This is a genomic window from Pseudoalteromonas sp. Of11M-6, from assembly GCF_022347905.1.
In the GTDB taxonomy this organism is placed as follows: Bacteria; Pseudomonadota; Gammaproteobacteria; order Enterobacterales; family Alteromonadaceae; genus Pseudoalteromonas.
In genome coordinates this window covers 21,827-42,342 of record NZ_JAKRFW010000008.1, presented here as the reverse complement: position 1 = coordinate 42,342, position 20,516 = coordinate 21,827, and the positions used below count along the sequence as shown (strand labels likewise).

Here is a 20,516-nt window from a genome sequence, read left to right as displayed (position 1 = left end):
CTATTTATATCATCCTACATATATTTACTTAAGCGCGATGAGATCCGCATTTAAACTATTGTCGCTAATGGTCTTTCCCTTTTGTACCACTCACAACAGAGGATCTTATGCTTGCTGACTTCTCAATATATGCAGCTGGATATTATTTTCTTCTAAACCGGTAGCTATCTCACTGGTTTGTTCGCTATATTAAAACAAATGAAGGATTAACATGAAATGAAATTCTAATTACCTTCAGTTATCTTTTAACTAATTTATCGGCAGCAGCATATTGAAACTGAGTAATAATGATAGTCGGCAGTACCAATTACTAACACTGGACAATGGTCTTAGAGTCTTGTTGATCAATGACGATTCAACCGCTAAGTGCGCCGTATCATTAACCGTTAATGTTGGTCACTTTGACGATCCTGAAGATCGCCAAGGGATGGCACACTTTTTAGAACATATGCTGTTTCTTGGTACTGTTGAACACCCTGACTCTGGTGGGTTTTCTCAATTTATTAGTCAATATGGTGGTCAAAGCAACGCATGGACAGGTACTGAGCATTCAAGCTATTACTTTGACTGTGACGCCGAACGATTAGATGAAGCATTAGCGCGTTTTAGCCAATTCTTTGTATCTCCTTTATTGAGTGATAGCGACACAGAAAAAGAACGAGAGGCGATTGACGCTGAGTTTAAAATGAAAGTCAAAGATGATGGCCGTCGCATCTATCAAGTTCATAAAGAAACCATCAATCCTAAACACCCATTCGCCAAGTTTTCTGTTGGTACGCGAGACACTCTCGCGGATCGTAATGGCAATATAGCCCGTGAATTACGCACATTTTTTAATAAGTATTATAAAGCTCAGTGGATGACACTAGTTGTTGCCGGACCACAACCGTTGACAGCCTTGGAATCCTACAGTTTACCGTTTGCGAAAATAATTGGCTCCAAAGAAGAAAAACCAGCGATACAAGTTCCGATGTATCGTGAATGCGACTTGCAATTGGAGTTAAAAATCAAACCCCGAAAGCATATGCAAAAACTCATTGTCAGTTTTGCTATGCCCAACCCTACAGATTTATACCGCCATAAGAGTGTGAGCTTTTTAGCCCATTTGTTAGGGTATGAAGGTAAAGGCTCGCTGTACTCTATCCTCAAGTCACAAGGTTGGATCAATGCACTATCGGCTGGTGGTGGGATCACGGGTAGTAATTTCAGAGACTTTAACATCAGTTTTGCACTTACCGATGAAGGGATTGAATACTATGAAGACATAGTGGAAATGCTGTTCGAGTACATAGCATTAATTAAGCAAAATACCGCCGCACTACCACGCCTTTACCAAGACAAAAGTACTTTACTGGATATCGCGTTCGATAACCAAGAAGTTGGCCGCATGTTAGACTGGGTAAATTCAATCAGCGTTAATATGCACCACTATGAGGAAGAAGATTTTCTCTATGGTGATTATCGCATGGATGGCTTTTCTCAAGAGCAACACGAAAAACTACTGATGCATTTGTGCCCTACCAATATGCGCCTTGTGCTTATCCACCCTAATGTAGAGGTAAATAAAAAGGCCAAGTGGTACAACACGCCTTATAGTGTCTCGCCGATAGCTACAGACTGGATTGAGTCCCTTTATAATGTGCATATGCCTTTGCCACAAATGTCGCTGCCATTAATTAATCCATACCTTAGCGCGAAAAATCCACTTCATGATGTAGAGAGCGATCAAGATACGCCGATCCGCCTTGCTGATCAGCCTGGATTTGAATTTTGGTTTAAACAAGATCTGACTTTTAGAGTTACCAAGGGGCATTTTTATCTCGAAATAGACTCCGCCCCGTCCGTCACCTGTCATAAACATATGGCACTATCTCGCCTGTTTGCCGATCTCTTTATGGATGCTGTTGCAGAGCGTTTTTATAGCGCAGAATTGGCAGGCCTTAGTTATCATATTAATTCTCATCAAGGAGGCTTAACCCTGCACACTGCAGGACTTACAGGTAATCAAATTACCTTGGTTTTAGAGCTAGTCGAGGCGCTACTGAACCAACCTATCCATGCAGCTCGCTTTGCAGAATATAAAAAGCAACTTATCCGCCACTGGAAAAATCACAATAAGAATAAACCAGTGAGCGAACTATTTAGCAGACTTGGGGCTCACTTGATGCCATGGAATCCAAGTCCTGAAGATTTAGCCAGCGCACTTAAAAGTGCCAGCTTTAACGAATTTCAATTATTCAGAAAGCAGTTTTTTTCAGCCATTCACGTCAAAGCTTTTATGCATGGTAATTGGCAACTAAAACATGCTGAAAAATTAAAAACATCAGTACACGGGCTGTTTTCAAGCAGCGAAATCTTGGAAGATCTGAAACGTCCCTTAAACGAGTTGACGCAACTAACGGAACAACATATCGAACGTGAAGGCAGTGATTATGCCTTCATTGAATATTTTCAATCACGTACCGATTCTGTTGAAGAAAAAGTCACCATGATGGCGGTTAATAACCTCATAAATCAAGATTACTTTGAACAGTTAAGAACGAAGGAACAACTTGGTTATTTGGTTGGCGCTGGATATGCACCATTCAATACACGTGCGGGTATCGCTTTTTATATTCAATCCCCCAACTTTGATAGTAAACACCTACTTACAAGGCATGCTATATTTCTTAAACAATTTGCAAAGCAATTACATCAGTTAGATGAGAAAAGTTGGCAGCGCTCTAAAGAAAGCTTGTTGTTACATATTTCGGAGCAAGACAAAAACCTGAGGCTAAGAGCGCAGCGTTTGTGGATTTCAATTACCAATGACTTTCACCAGTTTGATATGCAACAAAGATTAATCCAGGCTTTGGCCGATTTGGAACTAGAAGACATCCTTGCCTATATAGATAAGATGCTAGAACCAAATGCTCCACGATTGATTTTAAAGTGCAATTAATGCTTTAGTGTAAGCAAGGAGCGCTTATCAAGTTTTCAGATACCTAATAAGACTTTCCTCACCTAGCGCATCCATATAAGTCTCAACTAAAGCTCAAAAAATGCGCAACCATATTCGTTAGCGCAATGAATTTCATCTGAAACTTTGTTTCGCTGTTGTGAAAAACCGCAATTAACCTGAATTTACCCTTAATCAACGTTTTCCTTTTGACTACTACAATGGCTTGATTTAGATTAGAGATCGCAGTTATGAATTACGCATAATATGAGCCTAAAAATAAAAACAATAACAATCAATGCACTACTTTTATCACTGACTCCGCATGTAACTTACGCCAGTGAAGCAAGTGTATTAACTGGTGCCCAGTTAGCCTGGCTTGTACCATGCGTGATTGCTCTGCTCAGCATTCCTTACTTAGTTTGGTCGAATCACCAACTCAAAAAGTCCACTCTTCAACTTAAGCACTCAGAACAACGATTTAAAAGTACGATTGAAGGCAGTGGCGATACACTATGGGACTGGAATATTCAATCAGGTGAGATTGTTCGGATCAACGACAAATACGGCATGAACTCTGCCAAGCCTGGCAGCATCATCCCCAACCAGCATAGGATCCATCCGCAAGACCTATTAATCGTTGAAAAGCTGATGAAACAGCATTTCGCAGAAAAGACACCTTTCTTTGAAGCAAGCTATCGTATTAAAGATGAACTAGGTCAGTATCATTGGGTGTTAGACCGAGGCAAAATTATCGAGAAAGATGCCAACCTCAACCCCTTAAGAATGACAGGTACGGTTCGCGATATTAGTCACTTCAAGAGTACCGAAGAAAGGTTAAATCTGTTTGCAAAATGTGTTGAATCACTTACTGACGCAATCGCAATTTACGACAAACATTATAATTTAGTCGACCTAAATCCAAGCTACTTGAAGCTATTTGGTGGTCAACGGGAACATTATCTGAATAAGCACTTTAACTTACCGGGTTATGATCAGAAGTTTGTCGCCCAAGTAAAAGCTCAGCTAAAGCAAACAGAGCATTGGCAAGAAGAACTCAAACTTCGTAATGCAGCAGACGTACTCTTGCCTATAGAAATTACGATTGACGAGATTAAAAATAATCACGGCCAGATCAGCAACTATGTGGTTGTTTACTCAGATTTAACCGAACGTAAGAAAGCAGAATCACAACTCCACAATTTATCAAATCGCGATCGTACGACAGGTCTCCCCAATCGCAACCTGTTCTTTACCAATCTACAAAAGCTATCGTTACAAGGGGCGCATCATGCCCTACTTGTCTTCGACTTAGATAACTTTAAAAAGATCAACGATTCGCTGGGCCACCAGTTAGGTGATACGCTACTAGCAAAACTAGCAATGCGGCTAAATAAACTTGCTCGCCAACAAGATACCTTTTACCGGCTGGGTGGTGATGAGTTTGCATTGGTAATTTCAGGCACCAATGATATTCACACTATTACACGTACTGCAAAACAGTTTCTAGCTGCGATTGCTACGCCTTTTAAAATTGCTAACCACGAGTTAGTGATCACCTCTTCTGTTGGGATTGTACTATGCCCTGAAGATGGTAAGTCTCCTGAAAGCCTGCTGAAAAATGCAGATACCGCTATGTATCATGCCAAGCAAAAGGGTAACCATTATTTATTCTTTAATGATTCAATGAATGAGCAAGCGGTTAAACGTCTGCAAATAGAAAACTTAATGCGTTATGGCCTCAAAGAGGATCACTTTGTTGTCTACTATCAGCCAAAAATGAACATTAAAACCGGCGAACTGGTTGGTATGGAAGCGTTAGTACGTTTCATTACCCCAAAAAAGGGGGTGATAAGTCCTGGTGTATTTATCCCCATCGCAGAAGAAACTGGACAGATCATCGAAATTGGAGAGGTCGTTTTAGACAAAGCATGCCGTGATGTGAAGCGCTGGATTGATAAAGGATTGTTTAATGGCAGAGTTGCGGTGAATTTATCAGCAAAGCAGTTTAGCTTGCCGGATTTGACCACTCGTATCGACATTATCTTGCAAAAAAATCAACTTCCTTCTTATTTTCTTGAGTTAGAAATCACAGAAGGAACGGTGATGGACGATCCAAAAGAAGCAATTTCAATAATGCGCTCCCTCAGTGCTAGAGGAATACACTTAGCCATGGATGACTTTGGTACTGGTTATTCATCACTGGCTTATCTCAAGCAATTTCCACTGAATACACTCAAGGTCGATAAGGCATTTATCGATGACATGGGTAACGAGCGCGGCAGAAACATGGTGGACTCTATTGTCACTATCGCGCACAACTTAGACCTTCATGTTGTCGCAGAAGGTGTTGAAAATGAAGAGCAACTCAATATTTTAGAACAGTTAAACTGCCAAACAGTTCAGGGCTATTACTATTCAAAACCGCTTTCAAGCAATGAATTTGAGCAATTTTTAAAGCAACACACCCCGAGTGAAAAACCAAACCTACAGCTCGTACAATAGCCTTATTTCATTTGACCTAACTACGTTTATGCTTTCCAACTAACTAAATTTGCGCATCGACGCATCCACGCTCTGCGATAGTGCACTCGAAAAAGAACCAGCGCCGCGGGACCTGCCACTAAAGCCAAACTTAACCAGCGTTTTCTCGGCATTCCAGTCCACAGAGTTTGAAGATACATTGCCATCGCACATAAAGCTGAAATAATTCCAAAAGCCACTGATACACCTCGGTTTTTTAATTCAAAAAGAAAACTAAAACATTCTTTATTGGGAAAGAAACATCACATTTCGATACTATTTACTAATGCGGGCGATGAGTCTACACAACGTTCAATATTTAATCAATGAAGAAATTATTGTTGCATATTTTTGTATTATTTAATTTAATAGCGGACTGTTTAGAGGTATAGCATTGCACAAGGGGTGTTATGCCGTAACTTTCCTAATTTGGGAAATAGAGACAAGTGGGAAATTTTTTACGGTCAAATGCCAATGATTTCCTAGCTTAGTCCACTTAGGTTATGAGTGTATTTTTAGCGTACTGTGTTGAGCAGACTTTGTCCTTAACTGGAAATTAAAAGTTAGCTTTTCTAATATTGTAGACGACTGAAATTTTAGTGCTTTTACACACTGTACTTATTTTAATCGTCAACTGTGAGTTAAACCGATATAAAACGGTCAGTTATTCAATAATTGTCTGCGTTATAACGCCATAGTATAGACTTTCTGATAGTTTTTACTGATAGACGATTACAGTATTATCACAAGAGCTGCTAAACTTACTCTCATGTAGTATTAACTGTTACTTCAAGGACACGGGCTATGGATCAGAAAAGCGTACATGAATATTTGCAGGCCAAGCCTGCAACCTTTATCACTAAGCCTTTTGCGCAAGACGTAGATGTGTACAAAGTTCAACATAAAATGTTTGCAACTCTGACTGAGGGGAAAGAGGGGCAAGTAAATGAAAATGGTGAACCTGTTTGGTGGTTAAATGTAAAATGCGACCCTGACGAAGCATTATTGCTTAGAGATAAGTATTCGTCTGTTGTGCCTGGTTATCACATGAATAAGCGTCTTTGGAATACAGTCATCTTAGATGGCACTATTCCAGAAGACGAAATAAAGAAAATGATCGATGATTCTTATCAAATCGTCGTGGATAACCTACCGACCGCACAACGTGAAGAACTTGCTAGCAAAGTCACGCAGCGTTAATTAAAACGGCATTTAGGTAAACCTAAATGCCGTTTTACCTTTCTATATATATCCTCGCACTTAATCTCTATATTTAATGTCGATCAACTTGTCTTCAAATCACTCTGATAGTATACAAAAAGAATAACCAAGCAATGTTAGAGTGACGACATGACGAAAAGGATAGCAGTATTGACAAGTGGCGGTGATGCGCCGGGGATGAACTCAGCGATTAGAGCTATCACGTTAAGTGCCCTGAGGTCTGGATTTCAGTGCTTTGGCTTTTTTCATGGTTACAATGGTCTAATTAATCAAGAGTACACCGAGCTAAGTGCGGTTTCCGTCACCGATATCACCCAACTTGGTGGCACAATTCTAAAAAGTGCCCGCTGCCCTGCGATGCTAGAACCCTCAGGCGTGCTGCAAGCAGCAAATGCCCTGAGAAAGCTCCATATTGACGTACTTATTGTGATTGGTGGTGACGGCTCGTTTAGGGGAATGCAGGCGCTGGCAGCTCACTGGCAAGGTCAGCTAATTGGTATTCCCGGTACTATAGATAACGACCTTTCAGGGTGTGACAACACCATTGGCTTTTCCACAGCCATCAATACTGCCACCTCCGCAATAGATAAAATCCGTGATACCGCAAATGCCTTTGAGCGAGTTTTTATCACCGAGGTGATGGGTCGTCATAACGGGCATATTGCTTACCATGTAGGTATTGCGACAGGTGCTGAGGCTATCATTTCATTTGAAAATTGCACGGTAGAGAATACCTCTCAGGTCTTAGCTCATCTCAAAAATGCCATAGAGCAACAACATCAACACGGTAGCTTTTTGATAATACTGGCCGAAAATTTATGGCCAGGCGGCGCTCAAGCGCTTAAGACAGAGTTAAATAGCAATGACGATATCAATTGTGCACTTTGCGTGTTAGGCCATATTCAACGAGGTGGGGCACCATCTGTTGAAGATAGAATGCTCGCCACGGAATTAGGAGTAGCGGCCGTGGAAGTGATTAATGGCAGCATCAAAGCAAGCAATGATGCTGCGACGCCCGTTATGGTAGGAAAAATACATGGTGCAATTGTAATTACTGAAGTCGAGAAGGTGCTGAATATGGATAAACCAGTATCACAGGAATGGGTACAACGTTATCGGCATTACCTCGCCGAGCAATAAAAGCAGTGAGAGTGAAGCACATATTGATTATTCACTCTCACTACACCTTGTGTAAGCGCTAGCCAAACACGCTAAAAGCAGATTCGTTAAGCCACAGGTGACATAAAATGCTCGCGATATAACCAAGCAAGATCACAGGTGCCCACTTTAAGTGCCCCATAAAAGTATAATAGCCTCTAGCTTGCCCCATAAGCGCAACACCTGCCGCAGAGCCAATAGAAAGTAAACTTCCCCCTACCCCAGCCGTAAGCGTGATCAACAACCAATGGCCATGTGACATTTCAGGTTGCATCGACAGCACGGCAAACATCACTGGAATGTTATCGATGACCGCAGAAATAATGCCTAAGAATACGTTGGCATAGGTTGCAGACCATTCACCGTATAATATCTCTGACATTAAACTTAAATAACCGAGAAACCCAAGACCACCAACACACATAACGATGCCGTAGAAGAATAATAAGGTATCCCACTCAGCGCGTGAAACTTTGCTAAACACATCGAATGGCACAACACTTCCTAACTTCTCTAGACGCTCTTGATCCCCTTCTCTCTCGGCCATCGCTCGCTTTCTTGCTAATGACCCAGGCAATGTCATTCTTAGGAAGTAACCAAAAAACTGTAGGTAGCCCAAGCCCATCATCATGCCAAGAACCGGTGGTAAATGCAGCAAGCTGTGTGAAAGCACAGCGGTTGCGACAGTCAGTAGGAACAAAGTTAAAATTCTCAAAGCGCCGCGTTTAAGCTCTACTCTTTCGTAAACTGCACTGGGCTTTCTATCCGCCACAAAATAACTCATTACGAGTGCTGGTACGATGTAATTGACCAGTGAAGGAACAAATAGCGCTAAAAATTCGCTGAAATGTACCATACCAGCTTGCCATACCATCAAAGTGGTAATGTCACCAAAGGGGCTGAATGCACCGCCTGCATTGGCTGCTATCACAATATTGATACAGCTTAAATTGATAAACTCTTTGTCACCTTCAGCCACCTTCATCACCACGGCACACATCAGTAAGGCTGTGGTTAGGTTGTCTGCAATTGGAGAGATAAAAAAGGATAAAAACCCAGTGATCCAAAAGAGATTCTTATAGCTAAAACCCTTTTGGATCATCCACGCTCGTAGCGCATCAAAAAGGCGGCGTTCCTCTAGTGCGTTGATATAAGTCATCGCAACCAGCAAGAACAACATCAGCTCCGCAAATTCTAACAAATTGTGCCGAAATGCATGCTCGGTAACATCGGGTTGCCCCTGATTGACGTAATACGCCCCAATCATGAGCCAAATGACGCCTGCCGCCACGAGCACTGGCTTTGATTTTCGCATATGGAGTTTTTCTTCGAGCATTACAAGTGCGTATGCTAAAACGAAGACAACAATACAAACCAAGCCGAGTGTCGAGCTGGTAAGATCTAAAGTGCCTTGAGCCGCCAAGGCTGGTGATGGGATCACGGATATGACCCATGCGCAACAGAATAGCAGTAGTCCATTGATTTTCATTTTTTTGCCTATCGATGAGTGCAGAGGGATGGCATTTTAGCCAAACTCACTTTAGCATAGATAAAAAATAATCAGCATTGGACTGAAGTCTAAGGCAGACTGTTTACAATATTACAAACAGGCCCATACATCAGCAGTAGGTATTTATGCTTCAACTTTCGCAGCAACAACAAATTGAATTACAGCAAAAATTGAGCAACGAAGGCTTTGCACGGATTGAAAATATTCTAGACGATACAAACGCTCAACAACTACATGAGTGCCTCTGTAACCTAGACTACCAACTCGCACTTTTTCATAACGGGGCAGCAAAATCAGTCAAAGACAGTGATATTCTTGCCTTAACACCGCAAGAGCAGCAAGCCTTGCTCGAAGATATACATAGCTATGCATCACGTGGCGTTGGTTTTATGTATGGCCGCCACTCCATAGAATCGACGAGCCCTGACGCGCTGAAAAAGCTCTACAATAACCTCAATAGTAGCGCTGTACAGTCCTGCTTTTCCGCGATATCTGGACAGAACATTATCCGTACCTCTGCCCAAGCAACACGATTTATTGGTGGTCAGTATTTAACGCGACATAATGATATTGTTGAAGCTGAGGGCCGGGTTTATGCCTATGTACTTAGCCTAAGCAAAAGTTGGCACCCTGACTGGGGCGGGCTATTGCAGTTTTTTGAACGTGATGGCACACCCACTAAAAGTTATGCACCTAAGTTCAATTCACTGGTGGTTTTTGATGTAAGTAAAATTCATTCTGTGACTTACGTCGCGCCATTTACAAAAGCGCCGCGACTTTCTGTGACTGGGTGGTTTAGAACAATAGACACGTAAGCTCAACGCGTGTCTATTGTTCTAGATGTCTATTTTATTAATATTTTTCGCTTATCTTTTCAATGGTTAAGATCAGCGCAAGGCCTGCAATGGCAAGCGCAATACATGCCAACGTATTCGGGTCTTGACCATACAGCGTACTGTATTGTGCTGGCAAAATATTGGCCTGACTCAATGGCTTTTCTATACCACTGGAATTCACGTAAGTCGTAAGCACTTGTTTCCAAGGCCACAATAAATTAAGCGAGCCAAGTAAAAAGCCAGCTAGTAGCGAAAACGTTACTTGCTGATAGTGCGCCAATAGCCAGCTGAGTAGACGCGAAAACGACATTAACCCCACAATACAACCTAGTAAGAATAGACTCACTAAGCCAAATTCAAGCTGGTTCACCGCACTGAGTACATGGCCATACATACCCAATAACAGCAGGATAAAGCTCCCTGAGATCCCAGGTAAGATCATCGCGCAAATGGCAATAGCACCTGAGATAAAAAACATCCAATGAGATGCTTGCGCTTCAGCTGGTGAAAGAGAAGTAATAGCAAAGGCTACGATAGCTCCAACTGCGCAGGCGATAATATTTTGGCCGTTCCAATGAGAGACCTGTTTTGCAACATAGATAAAAGAAGCGACGATAAGACCAAAGAAAAATGACCATACCAGTGTTTGGTGTGCTTCCAATAAATAAGTGATCACCTTCGCCAAAGACGCTGCACTGATGAGCAAACCAGAAAATACCGCCAGTAAAAAGCTACCATCAATGTACTGCCACGTTGCTTTTAGGCCGTCACGACGCAATGTGCTCAAAGCCTGTAAGTTCACACTTTTGATGGCATTTAAAAAACGTGCATAGATACCGGTAATAAAAGCGATAGTACCGCCAGAAACGCCAGGGACAACATCCGCAGCCCCCATTCCGGCCCCTTTTAAAAACATAAAGAGATAGTCTCGTTTGCTATCTTTATACTGCACAAATTTCTCCTTTCATTTCCACTGCCGAGCAGTTTAACTTAAAACGCTAAAAAATAGCGACAGCTAAAGCTTTCACTTAACTGGTCGATAACCAATTATGATATTTTACGCGCTTGTACCATGATCATCAGAACGCTTTTATTACTTGTTACCGCTTTACCCGCGACGACTTTTGCAGCAGAACATATTGACGCAGCACCACTTGGTTCTCTTTATCAGCAAGACGCTAATCGCTTCTACGAGCCATCGCAACTGATGAAACTGGAAAGCGAAAACGAAAGCTTTTATGTATTTCATCAAGAATATATGGCAGCTGCTCGTGAAGGCATCGTGATCTTATTACCAGACATGCAAACTCCACCGCTCAATAACAGCGGCATAAGCTTTCTTGCAAAGCGCTTAAGCGATGATGGCTACGACACCTATACCCTTACTCCGCCGGACCTTTCTTATGCACCAAGTCTGCTAGAGCAAGACATCGCGCTCCCCGATGCTGAAAAACCGGCTCAGCAAACGCTTGCACCCATTTCAGAATCTAATCTCGACGAATATAAAATGGCCCTGATCAGCCGCTTTGAGGTGCTTTACAACACCCTGTCCATGACTCAAACAGAAAAGTTGGTGGTTGTCGCATTTGGTAATAGCGCAGGTTTATTCGGTGAGCACTTAGCTACTCTGCCCAATCTACGTATCGATGCCTTTGCCGTTGTTAGCCCACAACTGCCTAATGCAACGCGGCAAAAGCACTTAGCATCCAACCTTTCTCTAATAAGCCCTGCTTTACTGGATGTTTACTACAGTTTTGACAATCCTATTGTGGTCGACAATACGCCGGACAGAGCGCGCTGGGCGAGAAAAAACAGTAAATTTGATTATCGCCAACGGGAGCTTTTTGGAGAAAAAACCGATCCGCTCCAACATCAAAGGCTCAGAAAGGAGTTACTCGGCTTTTTACGCGCCTTATAGTGTTTCAAGTTAGCTCTTTTTTAAATATTCATAGGCAGACTGAATATCTTGGCTTTTACGCTTTGCAACTTCCATCATATGCTTAGGTAATCCCTGAGACACCAATTTGTCAGGGTGATGCTGCGACATCAGTTTGCGGTAAGCTTTTTTGATATCACGCTCATTTGCCTCTTCACTCAATCCCAGTACAGCCAAAGCTTTAGCACGGCTTAAGCCATTATCTTGTGATGCTGGTTGACGGCCGCCATGTTGCTGGTATTGATGTTGCGATCTCCCCGACGCCTGTGAGCGGCGAAACTCAAATTCTGCTTGGTAGCGTTTTAGCAGGAATAAAAAGTGTGTTTCTGCAAAGCCTAAATACTTGCTCACCTGTTTAAGTAAGGCCTTCTCCGCATCAGACACATGACCATCACAAAATGCCATTTGAATTTGAATCTCTAAAAACAGCTGCCTCAAGTCATAGCGTCTGGCAAAAGCTTCTTTAAAATCGGTAACCGCTTCTTTTATCGAAAAGTCACTGCTTTTTCCCGCAGTAAACGCATGTTGTGCTTCTTTTCGCTCTTCACCCTGCAAGCCCATTTCGCTCATAAACGCAGACGCAGCTTGAATGTGGATTTCGCTGACTCGACCATTAGACTTCGCAATATGTCCCATCACAGAAAAACAGCTGGAAAAGAACAAGGCTTGGCGCTCATGTAGATCTTCACCTTTCATGAAACCTTGAAAGCCACCGACTTTATCAAAATCCTGACGCAAACTTTTATCAAATAAATGGCCGAGATAAAACCCTAAAATAGCGCCTAACCAACGACCAAATAAAAAGCCGAAAATTGTGCCTAATAATTTACCCCACATCGCTATACCCTAACTTTTCGTTGATCATTTTTAGTCGCTCTGGCGTGCCGATGTCGTCCCATGCGCCCAAATACAGTTCAGTAGAAACTTTATGCTGCTCAAGCCCACTGCGCAGCAACGGCCCTAGTTTTATAAAGCCAGTCCCAAGCTCGGTAAAAAAACTTTGGTGATATTTGCCAATACCAGACAAGGTATACTTTTGCTGATTGAGCGGTTGATGGGCAAGGCAAAAATCGCCTTCAGGATTATGTTCGGGATTTTCTACCAACACAATGTGCGCCTCGCAATGGCCCTCTGCTGTGCTGCCAAGCTGTAACTGCACCAAGCTGCTGACATCATAGTCCGTAAAAATATCGCCATTGAGTACAATAAAGCTGTCATCCTGTTCACATAACATCGGCAGTGCTTGAATGATTCCACCTGCGGTTTCTAATCCACCCTCAGGTTCATCACTGTACTCAATATTGACACCGAAGTGACTACCATTGCCGAAATAGTCTTTTATCACCAGACCTTGCCATGCAAGATTTATCACGATATCGCAGATCCCAGCCGCTTTTAAACGCTCGATATGATGCTCAAGTAGTGGTTTTCCTGCGACGTTAAGCATAGGTTTTGGTTGGTTCGCGGTCAGTGGCATCATGCGTTTACCACGACCGGCAGATAAAATTATCGCTTTCATTGTTACTTCTATTTTGTGCCTAATTTGGCCTGCGCTTGAGGCATTATGTCATTCTCTAGCCAGCTTGCAAGCCACTGAAATTCTTTATACTTATTCGCTACTTCAACGAGGTAGCGTAACGTTGGCAAAATATTTTCTAAGTACCCGCCTTTGCCATCTCGCTGCAATAGACGAGTAAAAATCCCGGCAGCTTTAAGGTGCCTTTGCATCCCCGTTAAGTCAAAGTAATGTTGATAGGTGCTAAAATCCATGCCGCCTAATAAATTTGCCGCTTTTAAACAATCAAAACTATGTTGCTGAAGCTCAGTAAACTCATGTACATCAAGACGAGTATAACAATCCCGCAACAGAGAAACCGCATCATAAGTGACAGGTCCTTGTACCGCATCCTGATAATCAATGAGATACCACTGAGACTGATGACATATCAGGTTGCGACTATGAAAATCTCGATGCATCGTAACCTGCGGCTGACGAGTCATCGCATCAACGAGTTTCAACTTCACATTATGCCATTGCACTTGTTGATATTCGGTGGGTGTTAAACCAAGCCATTTTGTTACAAGCCACTCGTAAAAGATATTAAGTTCCATATCAACGAAATCAGCATCATAGGGCTTCATCCATTCACTCTTTGGTGTTTTGGCTATTTCTGGAATAAGCGCTATCAACGCACGATAATCCTCTAGCCGAGAAGGCAATGCCAACCTATCGGCCAAATGATCAGAACCTAAATCTTGTAACAGTAACAGCCCTTGTTCTTCATTATTTGCAAGGATTTGTGGCACATTGAGCCCTTGCTCTGCAAACACCGTATTTAAACCAATAAAAGGGGCATTATCGAGTTTATCGACTGGTGTCTCCATTAAGATCCACGACATCGTTTGTTGTTTGACGCGATAATAACGCCGGAAACTGGCATCCGAGGTGATAGCCTCACACGTAAAATCGTCGCTATGTATTGCTTGCTGTATAAACTCGACGCGCTGGTTTTGACTATTCATGGATTAACTATTACACCTTCTACTTGTAAATATTTAAATGCTACTGTATTTCCGACAGTTTTCATTTATCATGATGAGCTTATTATTAAATGCTCAGCTAATAGGTTATTAAATGCGCAAAATTTGGGGCTTGGCTGTATTATCCGCGATTCATTCTACAGCTTTTGCTAATACGAACATTGTCGCCGCACAATGTAAAGACTATATGCAGCCAGAAAACTGGAAGCCGTTAGCCTCGCTGCCCAAACATGCCATTGATATCGTTGCCGATGACTTAGAACTACAAGGTACTGATAGTGCTGAGTTTTCGGGTAATGTGGTGATTAACACTGAAACCATGAGCTTAGAAGCTAGACGTGCGCTAATCGATAAAAAAGAAGGCCTGCTCAGCGCTTCTGGACCACTACTCTATCGTGACCAATTTACCAAAGTTCACAGCAATGGGCTATTCGCGGATTTAAATGCTAACACCGTGAGCTTGCTTGGTGCTGAATACGAATTAACAGACCAGCTGGGGCGCGGTGGTGCAGAGAAGTTGCATGCCTCTGGCAGCAAAATTTCACTCGACAACTCTAGCTTCACCACGTGTCCTGCTGATGACCCATTTTGGAGTATCGAGGCAAGCAGTATTGTACTTTCTCGAGAAGACGGTTGGGGTGAAACCTATAATACGGTGTTCAAAATTATGGACACGCCAATTATCTATTTACCCTACTTTACGTTTCCAATCGATGATAGACGAAAATCTGGCCTGCTGACACCGACAATTTCCAGCTCAAATAAGTTTGGCTTGGAGCTGATCACCCCTTATTATCTCAATCTAGCTCCTAACTACGACGCGACCCTAACACCAAGGTACATGGCTAATAAAGGATTTCAGCTTATTACCGAGTTCAGATATTTAACTGAACAACATCAAGGTAAAATTGGCGTCGAATACCTCAGTAAGGATGATTCCGAGCCACAGCTAGACGATCGCTATTTAGTGCATTGGCAACAAAAAAGCTATTTAAGTGATAAATGGCGTGCGTTTGTTGATGTTACAAATGTGAGTGACGATAACTATCTCACAGACTTAACATCCGAATACGCCAATGAAACTGACACTCAGTTATATCGCACCGGCAGTCTAAGTTACCTTGGTGAAGACTGGTTAGTCGACTTAAAGTTGCAAGATTTTGAAGTGTTGGGTGACCACAGAGAATCCTACACTGCACTACCGCAAATTAGCTTCCGTACACGGGACAGCTATGAACTTGTTGGCCTTGATTGGGACTTTGAGGGTGAGTTTGCCTATTTTCAAAATGATGCTTTGCCAATCTCAGAGGCGTCGCGATTACACCTAGAGCCTCGCGTGTCTTTTTCACGCAGCGACTACGCTTGGTCATTTACCTCCGAGGCACGCCTACTTCACACGCGTTATGAACAAAATATAGATATGCCTGATACAGAGTATGAGGAGTCTGTCACGCGTACATTGCCTAGTTTACGGGTACACGGACAACTGAACTTTGAACGCAGTACCGAGTTCTTTTTTGAACAAGGTACTCAAACGCTTGAGCCACAAATTCAGTACCTTTACACACCTCACAGAGAGCAAAGCCAAATTGGCTGGTACGATACCGCTAAGTTACAAGATGACTTTATTGGTCTGTTTAGAGCACGCCGTTACTCTGGTTATGACCGGATTGCAGAAGCCAATCAATTCACCGTGGGTGCAACCACGCGTGTATTCGATAACAGTAATGTCGAACGCTTTAACTTCAGTGCAGGTCAGATCATTTATCTTGAGTCATCTGTAAAGCCTTCTGAACAGCTATTTACTGATGATACCAACTATAATGCACTATTTGCCGCTGAATCCATGTTACATTGGCATAAGCGCTGGTACCTCTCAGGTGGGGTGCAATATGATGTGGATAGCAAAGAGTTAGTGCAGTCTCACTTTACTTTGGACTATAAAGGTGACGATAAGCAGTTAGTGCAATTGAACCATCGTTATGTTAATGATGTCTCAGACTATGAAATTGACCAAGTCGGTCTCTTTACAAGTTTACCAATTGACGATAACTGGCAATTTGTAGCAAGCTATCACCGAGATATGACGGCAAATAGAAGTGTTGAATCCTTTGTTGGTGTTCAATACCAGTCTTGTTGTTGGGCTATTCAGGTGACTGCGAATCGTCAAATTGAAACAAACTTAAACCAAACACTTACAAATGATGAAGCAGTGTTTGATTCTGGCTTCAGCCTGAAATTTGTCCTTACAGGGCTTGGAAGCCAAAGCAGTGGTGATGCGAGTAAACTCCTTCGACAGGGTATTTTTGGTTACCGTAGACCGTATTTTTTGAATAAATAGAATTTAGAAAGCCGTATGAATTTAAAAAAGTTGTTATTAGTGGCCTCCTTAAGTGCAGGCCTGTTTACTCAAGCACATGCTGAGCGTGTAAAGCTAGATACAGTTGTTGCCACAGTAAATGATGGTGTAATTTTACAAAGCGAAGTCGATCAAATAATAAATCGTGTAAAAGAACAGGCTGAGCAGCAAGGTACCGAACTTCCTAGCGATAGAACATTACGCTTACAAGCCATCGATAAACTCATTGAGCAATCTTTAATGTTGCAACTGGGTGACCGTATGGGTATGCAAATTTCAGATGCTCAATTGGATCAGACCATTGCGAATATTGCCCAAGACCAAGGTGGTACTATCGCTGATTTACGTCGCTCAGTTGAAGCTAGCGGCGAAAGCTTCCCGGCATACCGAGAAGAGATCCGTAAAGAAATAACCACAAGCCAAGTGCGCCGTGCCAGTGTTGACCGCCGTATTTATATTAGCCCTCAAGAGGTTACTAACCTGCAAAAAATATTGAGTGAGCAAACGGGTAACTCGGAAGAGTATGATATCGGCCATATCTTGATTAAGATCCCAAATAAAGCGACTCCAGAAGAAATTGAAGACGCTCGTGAGCGCGCTGATAACGTGATTAAGTTTTTGAACGAAGGTAAAGAGTTCAAGCGCATCGCAATTGCTTCTTCTAGCGGCTCAAAAGCGCTCGATGGTGGTCAATTAGGCTGGATGGGAATTAACGAAATGCCAACCTTATTCGCTGAGGCCATAAAAGGTGCGAAAAAAGACGACATAGTTGGTCCACTGCGCTCAGGTGCAGGTTTCCACATTCTAAAAGTACAAGATATTCGTGGTCGTGAAGTCGTTGAAACTGTTGAGGTGCGTTCACGTCATATCTTAATCAAGCCGTCTATTATCCTAAGTGAAGAAAAAGCACGCTCAATGCTAACTGGCTTTGTAAAAGACTTGCGCGCAGGTACCGCTGACTTTGCAGCGCTGGCTAAAGAATATTCTGAAGATCCAGGCTCTGCACTTAAAGGTGGTGAGTACGATTGGACAGATCCAACTACATACGTACCTGCGTTTAGAGACACTCTGTTGTCGCTAGAAAAAGATCAGATCAGTGAACCATTTAGAAGTACATTTGGCTGGCATATTGTACAACTGCTAGATAAACGCGTAGCCGATAAAACAGAACAAGCCAAGTTAAATCGCGCACACCGTCTGTTGTTTAACCGTAAATTTAAAGAAGAAAGCTTTAAATGGATTAAAGAAATGCGTGACCAAGCGCATATTGAAATTATCGAAGCGGAATAACGGCTATGACACTCAGAATCGCAATTACACCGGGTGAGCCTGCAGGTATTGGCCCAGATCTTGTTATCAAACTGGCTCAGCACGCATGGCCTGCTCAGTTGGTTGCGGTGGCTGATAAAAGTATTCTAGAAAAACGCGCCAAAGAACTCGGTGAGCAAATCAAGTTGCTGCCATTTGACAGCGAAGCTGCGCCTGAAGCGGCACCTGCTGGTGCCATTTACTACCTTCAAGTAGACAAAGGTGCTGAAGTGGTCGCTGGTCAATTAGATGAAGCCAATGGCCATTATGTGCTCGAAACCTTGCGCATTGCCTCTGAAAAGAATATGGATGGGACATTTGCAGCGGTAGTCACGGGTCCTGTTCATAAAGGCATTATTAACCAAGCTGGGATCTCGTTTAGCGGCCATACTGAGTACTTTGCACAACAGTCTGATACCGCTGATGTCGTAATGCTACTCGCAACCGAAGGGCTGCGTGTAGCGCTAGTAACTACGCATATCCCACTGGCGTACGTATCAAAGGCAATTACGCCTGAGCGTCTCAGCAAAGTCATTCATATTTTACATCACGACCTACAAACCAAGTTTGGTATTGAACAACCAAGGGTATTAGTTTGTGGATTAAATCCGCATGCTGGAGAAAGTGGTCATCTTGGTCGTGAAGAAATAGAAACCATTGAGCCAACGCTGGAAATGCTGAATAAACAAGGCATGAACTTAGTTGGACCGCTGCCAGCTGACACCCTTTTCCAAGCTAAATATTTAGATAATGCTGATGCTGTGCTTGCAATGTATCACGATCAGGGCTTACCTGTGTTAAAATATAAAGGTTTTGGAAACTCAGTAAACATCACCCTAGGGTTGCCCTTTGTTCGCACATCGGTTGATCACGGTACAGCGCTTGATTTAGCCGGCTCTGGTGATGTTGAAGTGGGTAGTTTTGAATTAGCGATCCGCGAAGCAATTAAGCTCGCAACCAAAAAAGCACAGAATGCATGACAGATAAAGTACATCTCGGACACAGAGCGCGTAAACGCTTTGGTCAAAACTTCTTAAATGACAACAATATTATCGACAAGATAGTAACTGCTATCGACCCAAAACCTGAAGACAATCTGGTTGAAATCGGTCCTGGTTTAGGTGCTATCACTGAACCTGTTTGTGATTTAAGTGGCCACCTAACCGTTGTAGAACTCGATAAAGATCTTGCCGAGCGCTTGATCCATCACCCATTCTTGGGACCTAAATTAACGGTTCACCAAGGCGACGCGATGAAGTTTGACTTCTCTTCTTTAATCAAAGAAGGGGAAAAACTGAAGATCTTTGGTAACTTACCTTACAACGTATCAACCCCTTTGCTATTTCACTTATTTGAGTTTGCAGATCAGGTCGAGCATATGCACTTTATGCTGCAAAAAGAAGTGGTTAACCGTATGGTTGCAGGCCCAGGCAGCAAGGCCTTTGGTCGCTTAAGCGTCATGACGCAGTACTATTGTCACGCTATTCCTGTGATCGAAGTGCCACCACATTGCTTTAAACCAGCACCTAAAGTTGACTCGGCCGTTGTTCGATTGATCCCAAAAGATCCGTCGCAACGTACAGCTAAGAGCACTAAGCTTTTGAACACTGTTTGTTTAGAAGCGTTCAACCAACGTCGTAAGACACTAAGAAATAGCTTATCGAACCTGTTAACCGAAGAGCAGCTGCGAAACTTAGGTATCGACCCTACACTTCGCGCTGAAAACCTGTCGCTTAACCAGTTTATTGAAATTGCAAATTGGATATATGACAACTCAAACTAATATTGGCTCACCTATCAAAGTATCGGTGGAGACCTTTTACGTTGAAGCGCAATCACAGCCTGAAAAGGATAAATATGTGTTTGCCTATACAATTACCATCAAAAACCATAGCTTATGTAATGCCAAGCTACATAGCCGCTATTGGCTCATTACCGACGCTAATGGCAAAGAGACTGAAGTCGAAGGTGAAGGTGTCGTTGGTGAGCAGCCCACTATTCGTCCTGGCGAGAGCTATCAGTACACCAGCGGCGCGGTGCTCGATACTCCCGTTGGTACGATGGAAGGGTTTTATTTAATGCGTAATGAGTTTGGCACTGAGTTTAAAGCGCCAATCAATGTATTTAGACTTTCCTGTCCAAATATTTTGCATTAATACCATTTTTATTTTGCGGAAGCGGGCTTA

The 20,516-nt window shown here is 42.7% G+C and carries 16 protein-coding genes; 11 read left to right on the top strand and 5 right to left on the bottom strand.

The features are described from left to right. Positions 1-271 precede the first annotated feature (271 nt). The 4 genes from MHN32_RS05610 (at position 272) to MHN32_RS05595 (ending at position 7,822) form a co-directional block, all read left to right on the top strand. A complete protein-coding gene (locus MHN32_RS05610) occupies positions 272-2,941 on the top strand; it encodes an insulinase family protein (RefSeq protein WP_239421149.1) in 2,670 nt (889 codons plus the stop codon). 264 nt (positions 2,942-3,205) lie between these two features. Then, positions 3,206-5,443, top strand: a complete 2,238-nt coding sequence (locus MHN32_RS05605; RefSeq protein ID WP_010606019.1) for a bifunctional diguanylate cyclase/phosphodiesterase — start codon at positions 3,206-3,208, stop codon at positions 5,441-5,443. 822 nt (positions 5,444-6,265) lie between these two features. Continuing rightward, positions 6,266-6,661, top strand: coding sequence for an MmcQ/YjbR family DNA-binding protein (locus tag MHN32_RS05600; protein WP_010606018.1), 396 nt, complete (start codon positions 6,266-6,268; stop codon positions 6,659-6,661). Between the two features lie 150 nt (positions 6,662-6,811). Further along, a complete protein-coding gene (locus MHN32_RS05595; RefSeq protein ID WP_235368274.1) occupies positions 6,812-7,822 on the top strand; it encodes an ATP-dependent 6-phosphofructokinase in 1,011 nt (336 codons plus the stop codon). A gap of 58 nt (positions 7,823-7,880) precedes the next feature. On the opposite strand, the gene nhaD is transcribed toward MHN32_RS05595, so the two are convergent. Continuing rightward, positions 7,881-9,329, bottom strand: a complete 1,449-nt coding sequence (gene nhaD, locus MHN32_RS05590; RefSeq protein ID WP_029215836.1) for a sodium:proton antiporter NhaD — start codon at positions 9,327-9,329, stop codon at positions 7,881-7,883. 146 nt (positions 9,330-9,475) lie between these two features. On the opposite strand from nhaD, the gene MHN32_RS05585 reads away from it, so the two are divergent. Then, on the top strand, positions 9,476-10,165 hold the full coding sequence (locus tag MHN32_RS05585; protein WP_010606015.1) for a 2OG-Fe(II) oxygenase family protein: 690 nt from the start codon (positions 9,476-9,478) through the stop codon (positions 10,163-10,165). A gap of 37 nt (positions 10,166-10,202) precedes the next feature. On the opposite strand, the gene MHN32_RS05580 is transcribed toward MHN32_RS05585, so the two are convergent. Then, the gene (locus MHN32_RS05580; protein WP_239421148.1) at positions 10,203-11,138 is read right to left on the bottom strand and encodes a DUF368 domain-containing protein; all 936 of its coding nucleotides are present in this window, start codon (positions 11,136-11,138) and stop codon (positions 10,203-10,205) included. A gap of 120 nt (positions 11,139-11,258) precedes the next feature. Here MHN32_RS05580 and MHN32_RS05575 point away from each other — a divergent pair, with 120 nt between their 5' ends. Continuing rightward, positions 11,259-12,104 (top strand): DUF3530 family protein, encoded by an 846-nt coding sequence (locus MHN32_RS05575; RefSeq protein ID WP_239421147.1) that lies wholly within the window; start codon positions 11,259-11,261, stop codon positions 12,102-12,104. Positions 12,105-12,113: 9 nt separating this feature from the next. Here MHN32_RS05575 and djlA read toward each other — a convergent pair whose 3' ends face one another. Genes djlA through MHN32_RS05560 form a run of 3 tightly spaced genes read right to left on the bottom strand, consistent with a single transcriptional unit; the run spans position 12,114 to position 14,645 of the window. Continuing rightward, the gene (gene djlA, locus MHN32_RS05570) at positions 12,114-12,959 is read right to left on the bottom strand and encodes a co-chaperone DjlA (protein WP_010606012.1); all 846 of its coding nucleotides are present in this window, start codon (positions 12,957-12,959) and stop codon (positions 12,114-12,116) included. After that, positions 12,949-13,641 (bottom strand): N-acetylmuramate alpha-1-phosphate uridylyltransferase MurU, encoded by a 693-nt coding sequence (gene murU, locus MHN32_RS05565; RefSeq protein ID WP_239421146.1) that lies wholly within the window; start codon positions 13,639-13,641, stop codon positions 12,949-12,951. Before murU ends, djlA begins: the two co-directional genes overlap by 11 nt. 8 nt (positions 13,642-13,649) lie before the next feature. Then, on the bottom strand, positions 13,650-14,645 hold the full coding sequence (locus MHN32_RS05560) for a phosphotransferase (RefSeq protein ID WP_239421145.1): 996 nt from the start codon (positions 14,643-14,645) through the stop codon (positions 13,650-13,652). 112 nt (positions 14,646-14,757) lie between these two features. Between MHN32_RS05560 and lptD the strand changes: the two genes are divergently transcribed. The 5 genes from lptD to apaG are packed head-to-tail and all read left to right on the top strand — an operon-like array spanning position 14,758 to position 20,486. Beyond that, on the top strand, positions 14,758-17,004 hold the full coding sequence (gene lptD / locus MHN32_RS05555) for an LPS assembly protein LptD (RefSeq protein WP_174169783.1): 2,247 nt from the start codon (positions 14,758-14,760) through the stop codon (positions 17,002-17,004). 15 nt (positions 17,005-17,019) lie between these two features. Next, on the top strand, positions 17,020-18,312 hold the full coding sequence (gene surA / locus MHN32_RS05550; protein WP_010606008.1) for a peptidylprolyl isomerase SurA: 1,293 nt from the start codon (positions 17,020-17,022) through the stop codon (positions 18,310-18,312). Between the two features lie 5 nt (positions 18,313-18,317). Beyond that, on the top strand, positions 18,318-19,310 hold the full coding sequence (gene pdxA, locus MHN32_RS05545; RefSeq protein WP_174169782.1) for a 4-hydroxythreonine-4-phosphate dehydrogenase PdxA: 993 nt from the start codon (positions 18,318-18,320) through the stop codon (positions 19,308-19,310). Continuing rightward, on the top strand, positions 19,307-20,113 hold the full coding sequence (rsmA, locus tag MHN32_RS05540; protein ID WP_010606006.1) for a 16S rRNA (adenine(1518)-N(6)/adenine(1519)-N(6))-dimethyltransferase RsmA: 807 nt from the start codon (positions 19,307-19,309) through the stop codon (positions 20,111-20,113). Before pdxA ends, rsmA begins: the two co-directional genes overlap by 4 nt. Continuing rightward, positions 20,097-20,486 carry a Co2+/Mg2+ efflux protein ApaG gene (apaG, locus tag MHN32_RS05535; RefSeq protein ID WP_010606005.1) on the top strand — a complete coding sequence of 130 codons (390 nt, stop codon included), beginning with the start codon at positions 20,097-20,099 and terminating at the stop codon, positions 20,484-20,486. Before rsmA ends, apaG begins: the two co-directional genes overlap by 17 nt. Positions 20,487-20,516: the final 30 nt, after the last annotated feature.

Excerpts from the sequence above, each read along its gene's own strand:
- murU (WP_239421146.1), bottom strand. The coding sequence starts at position 13,641 with ATGAAAGCGATAATTTTATCTGCCGGTCGTGGTAAACGCATGATGCCA.
- pdxA (WP_174169782.1), top strand. The coding sequence starts at position 18,318 with ATGACACTCAGAATCGCAATTACACCGGGTGAGCCTGCAGGTATTGGC.
- surA (WP_010606008.1), top strand. The coding sequence starts at position 17,020 with ATGAATTTAAAAAAGTTGTTATTAGTGGCCTCCTTAAGTGCAGGCCTG.
- nhaD (WP_029215836.1), bottom strand. The coding sequence starts at position 9,329 with ATGAAAATCAATGGACTACTGCTATTCTGTTGCGCATGGGTCATATCC.
- MHN32_RS05600 (WP_010606018.1), top strand. The coding sequence starts at position 6,266 with ATGGATCAGAAAAGCGTACATGAATATTTGCAGGCCAAGCCTGCAACC.
- rsmA (WP_010606006.1), top strand. The coding sequence starts at position 19,307 with ATGACAGATAAAGTACATCTCGGACACAGAGCGCGTAAACGCTTTGGT.
- MHN32_RS05605 (WP_010606019.1), top strand. The coding sequence starts at position 3,206 with ATGAGCCTAAAAATAAAAACAATAACAATCAATGCACTACTTTTATCA.
- MHN32_RS05575 (WP_239421147.1), top strand. The coding sequence starts at position 11,259 with ATGATCATCAGAACGCTTTTATTACTTGTTACCGCTTTACCCGCGACG.
- apaG (WP_010606005.1), top strand. The coding sequence starts at position 20,097 with ATGACAACTCAAACTAATATTGGCTCACCTATCAAAGTATCGGTGGAG.
- MHN32_RS05595 (WP_235368274.1), top strand. The coding sequence starts at position 6,812 with ATGACGAAAAGGATAGCAGTATTGACAAGTGGCGGTGATGCGCCGGGG.
- MHN32_RS05560 (WP_239421145.1), bottom strand. The coding sequence starts at position 14,645 with ATGAATAGTCAAAACCAGCGCGTCGAGTTTATACAGCAAGCAATACAT.
- MHN32_RS05585 (WP_010606015.1), top strand. The coding sequence starts at position 9,476 with ATGCTTCAACTTTCGCAGCAACAACAAATTGAATTACAGCAAAAATTG.
- djlA (WP_010606012.1), bottom strand. The coding sequence starts at position 12,959 with ATGTGGGGTAAATTATTAGGCACAATTTTCGGCTTTTTATTTGGTCGT.
- lptD (WP_174169783.1), top strand. The coding sequence starts at position 14,758 with ATGCGCAAAATTTGGGGCTTGGCTGTATTATCCGCGATTCATTCTACA.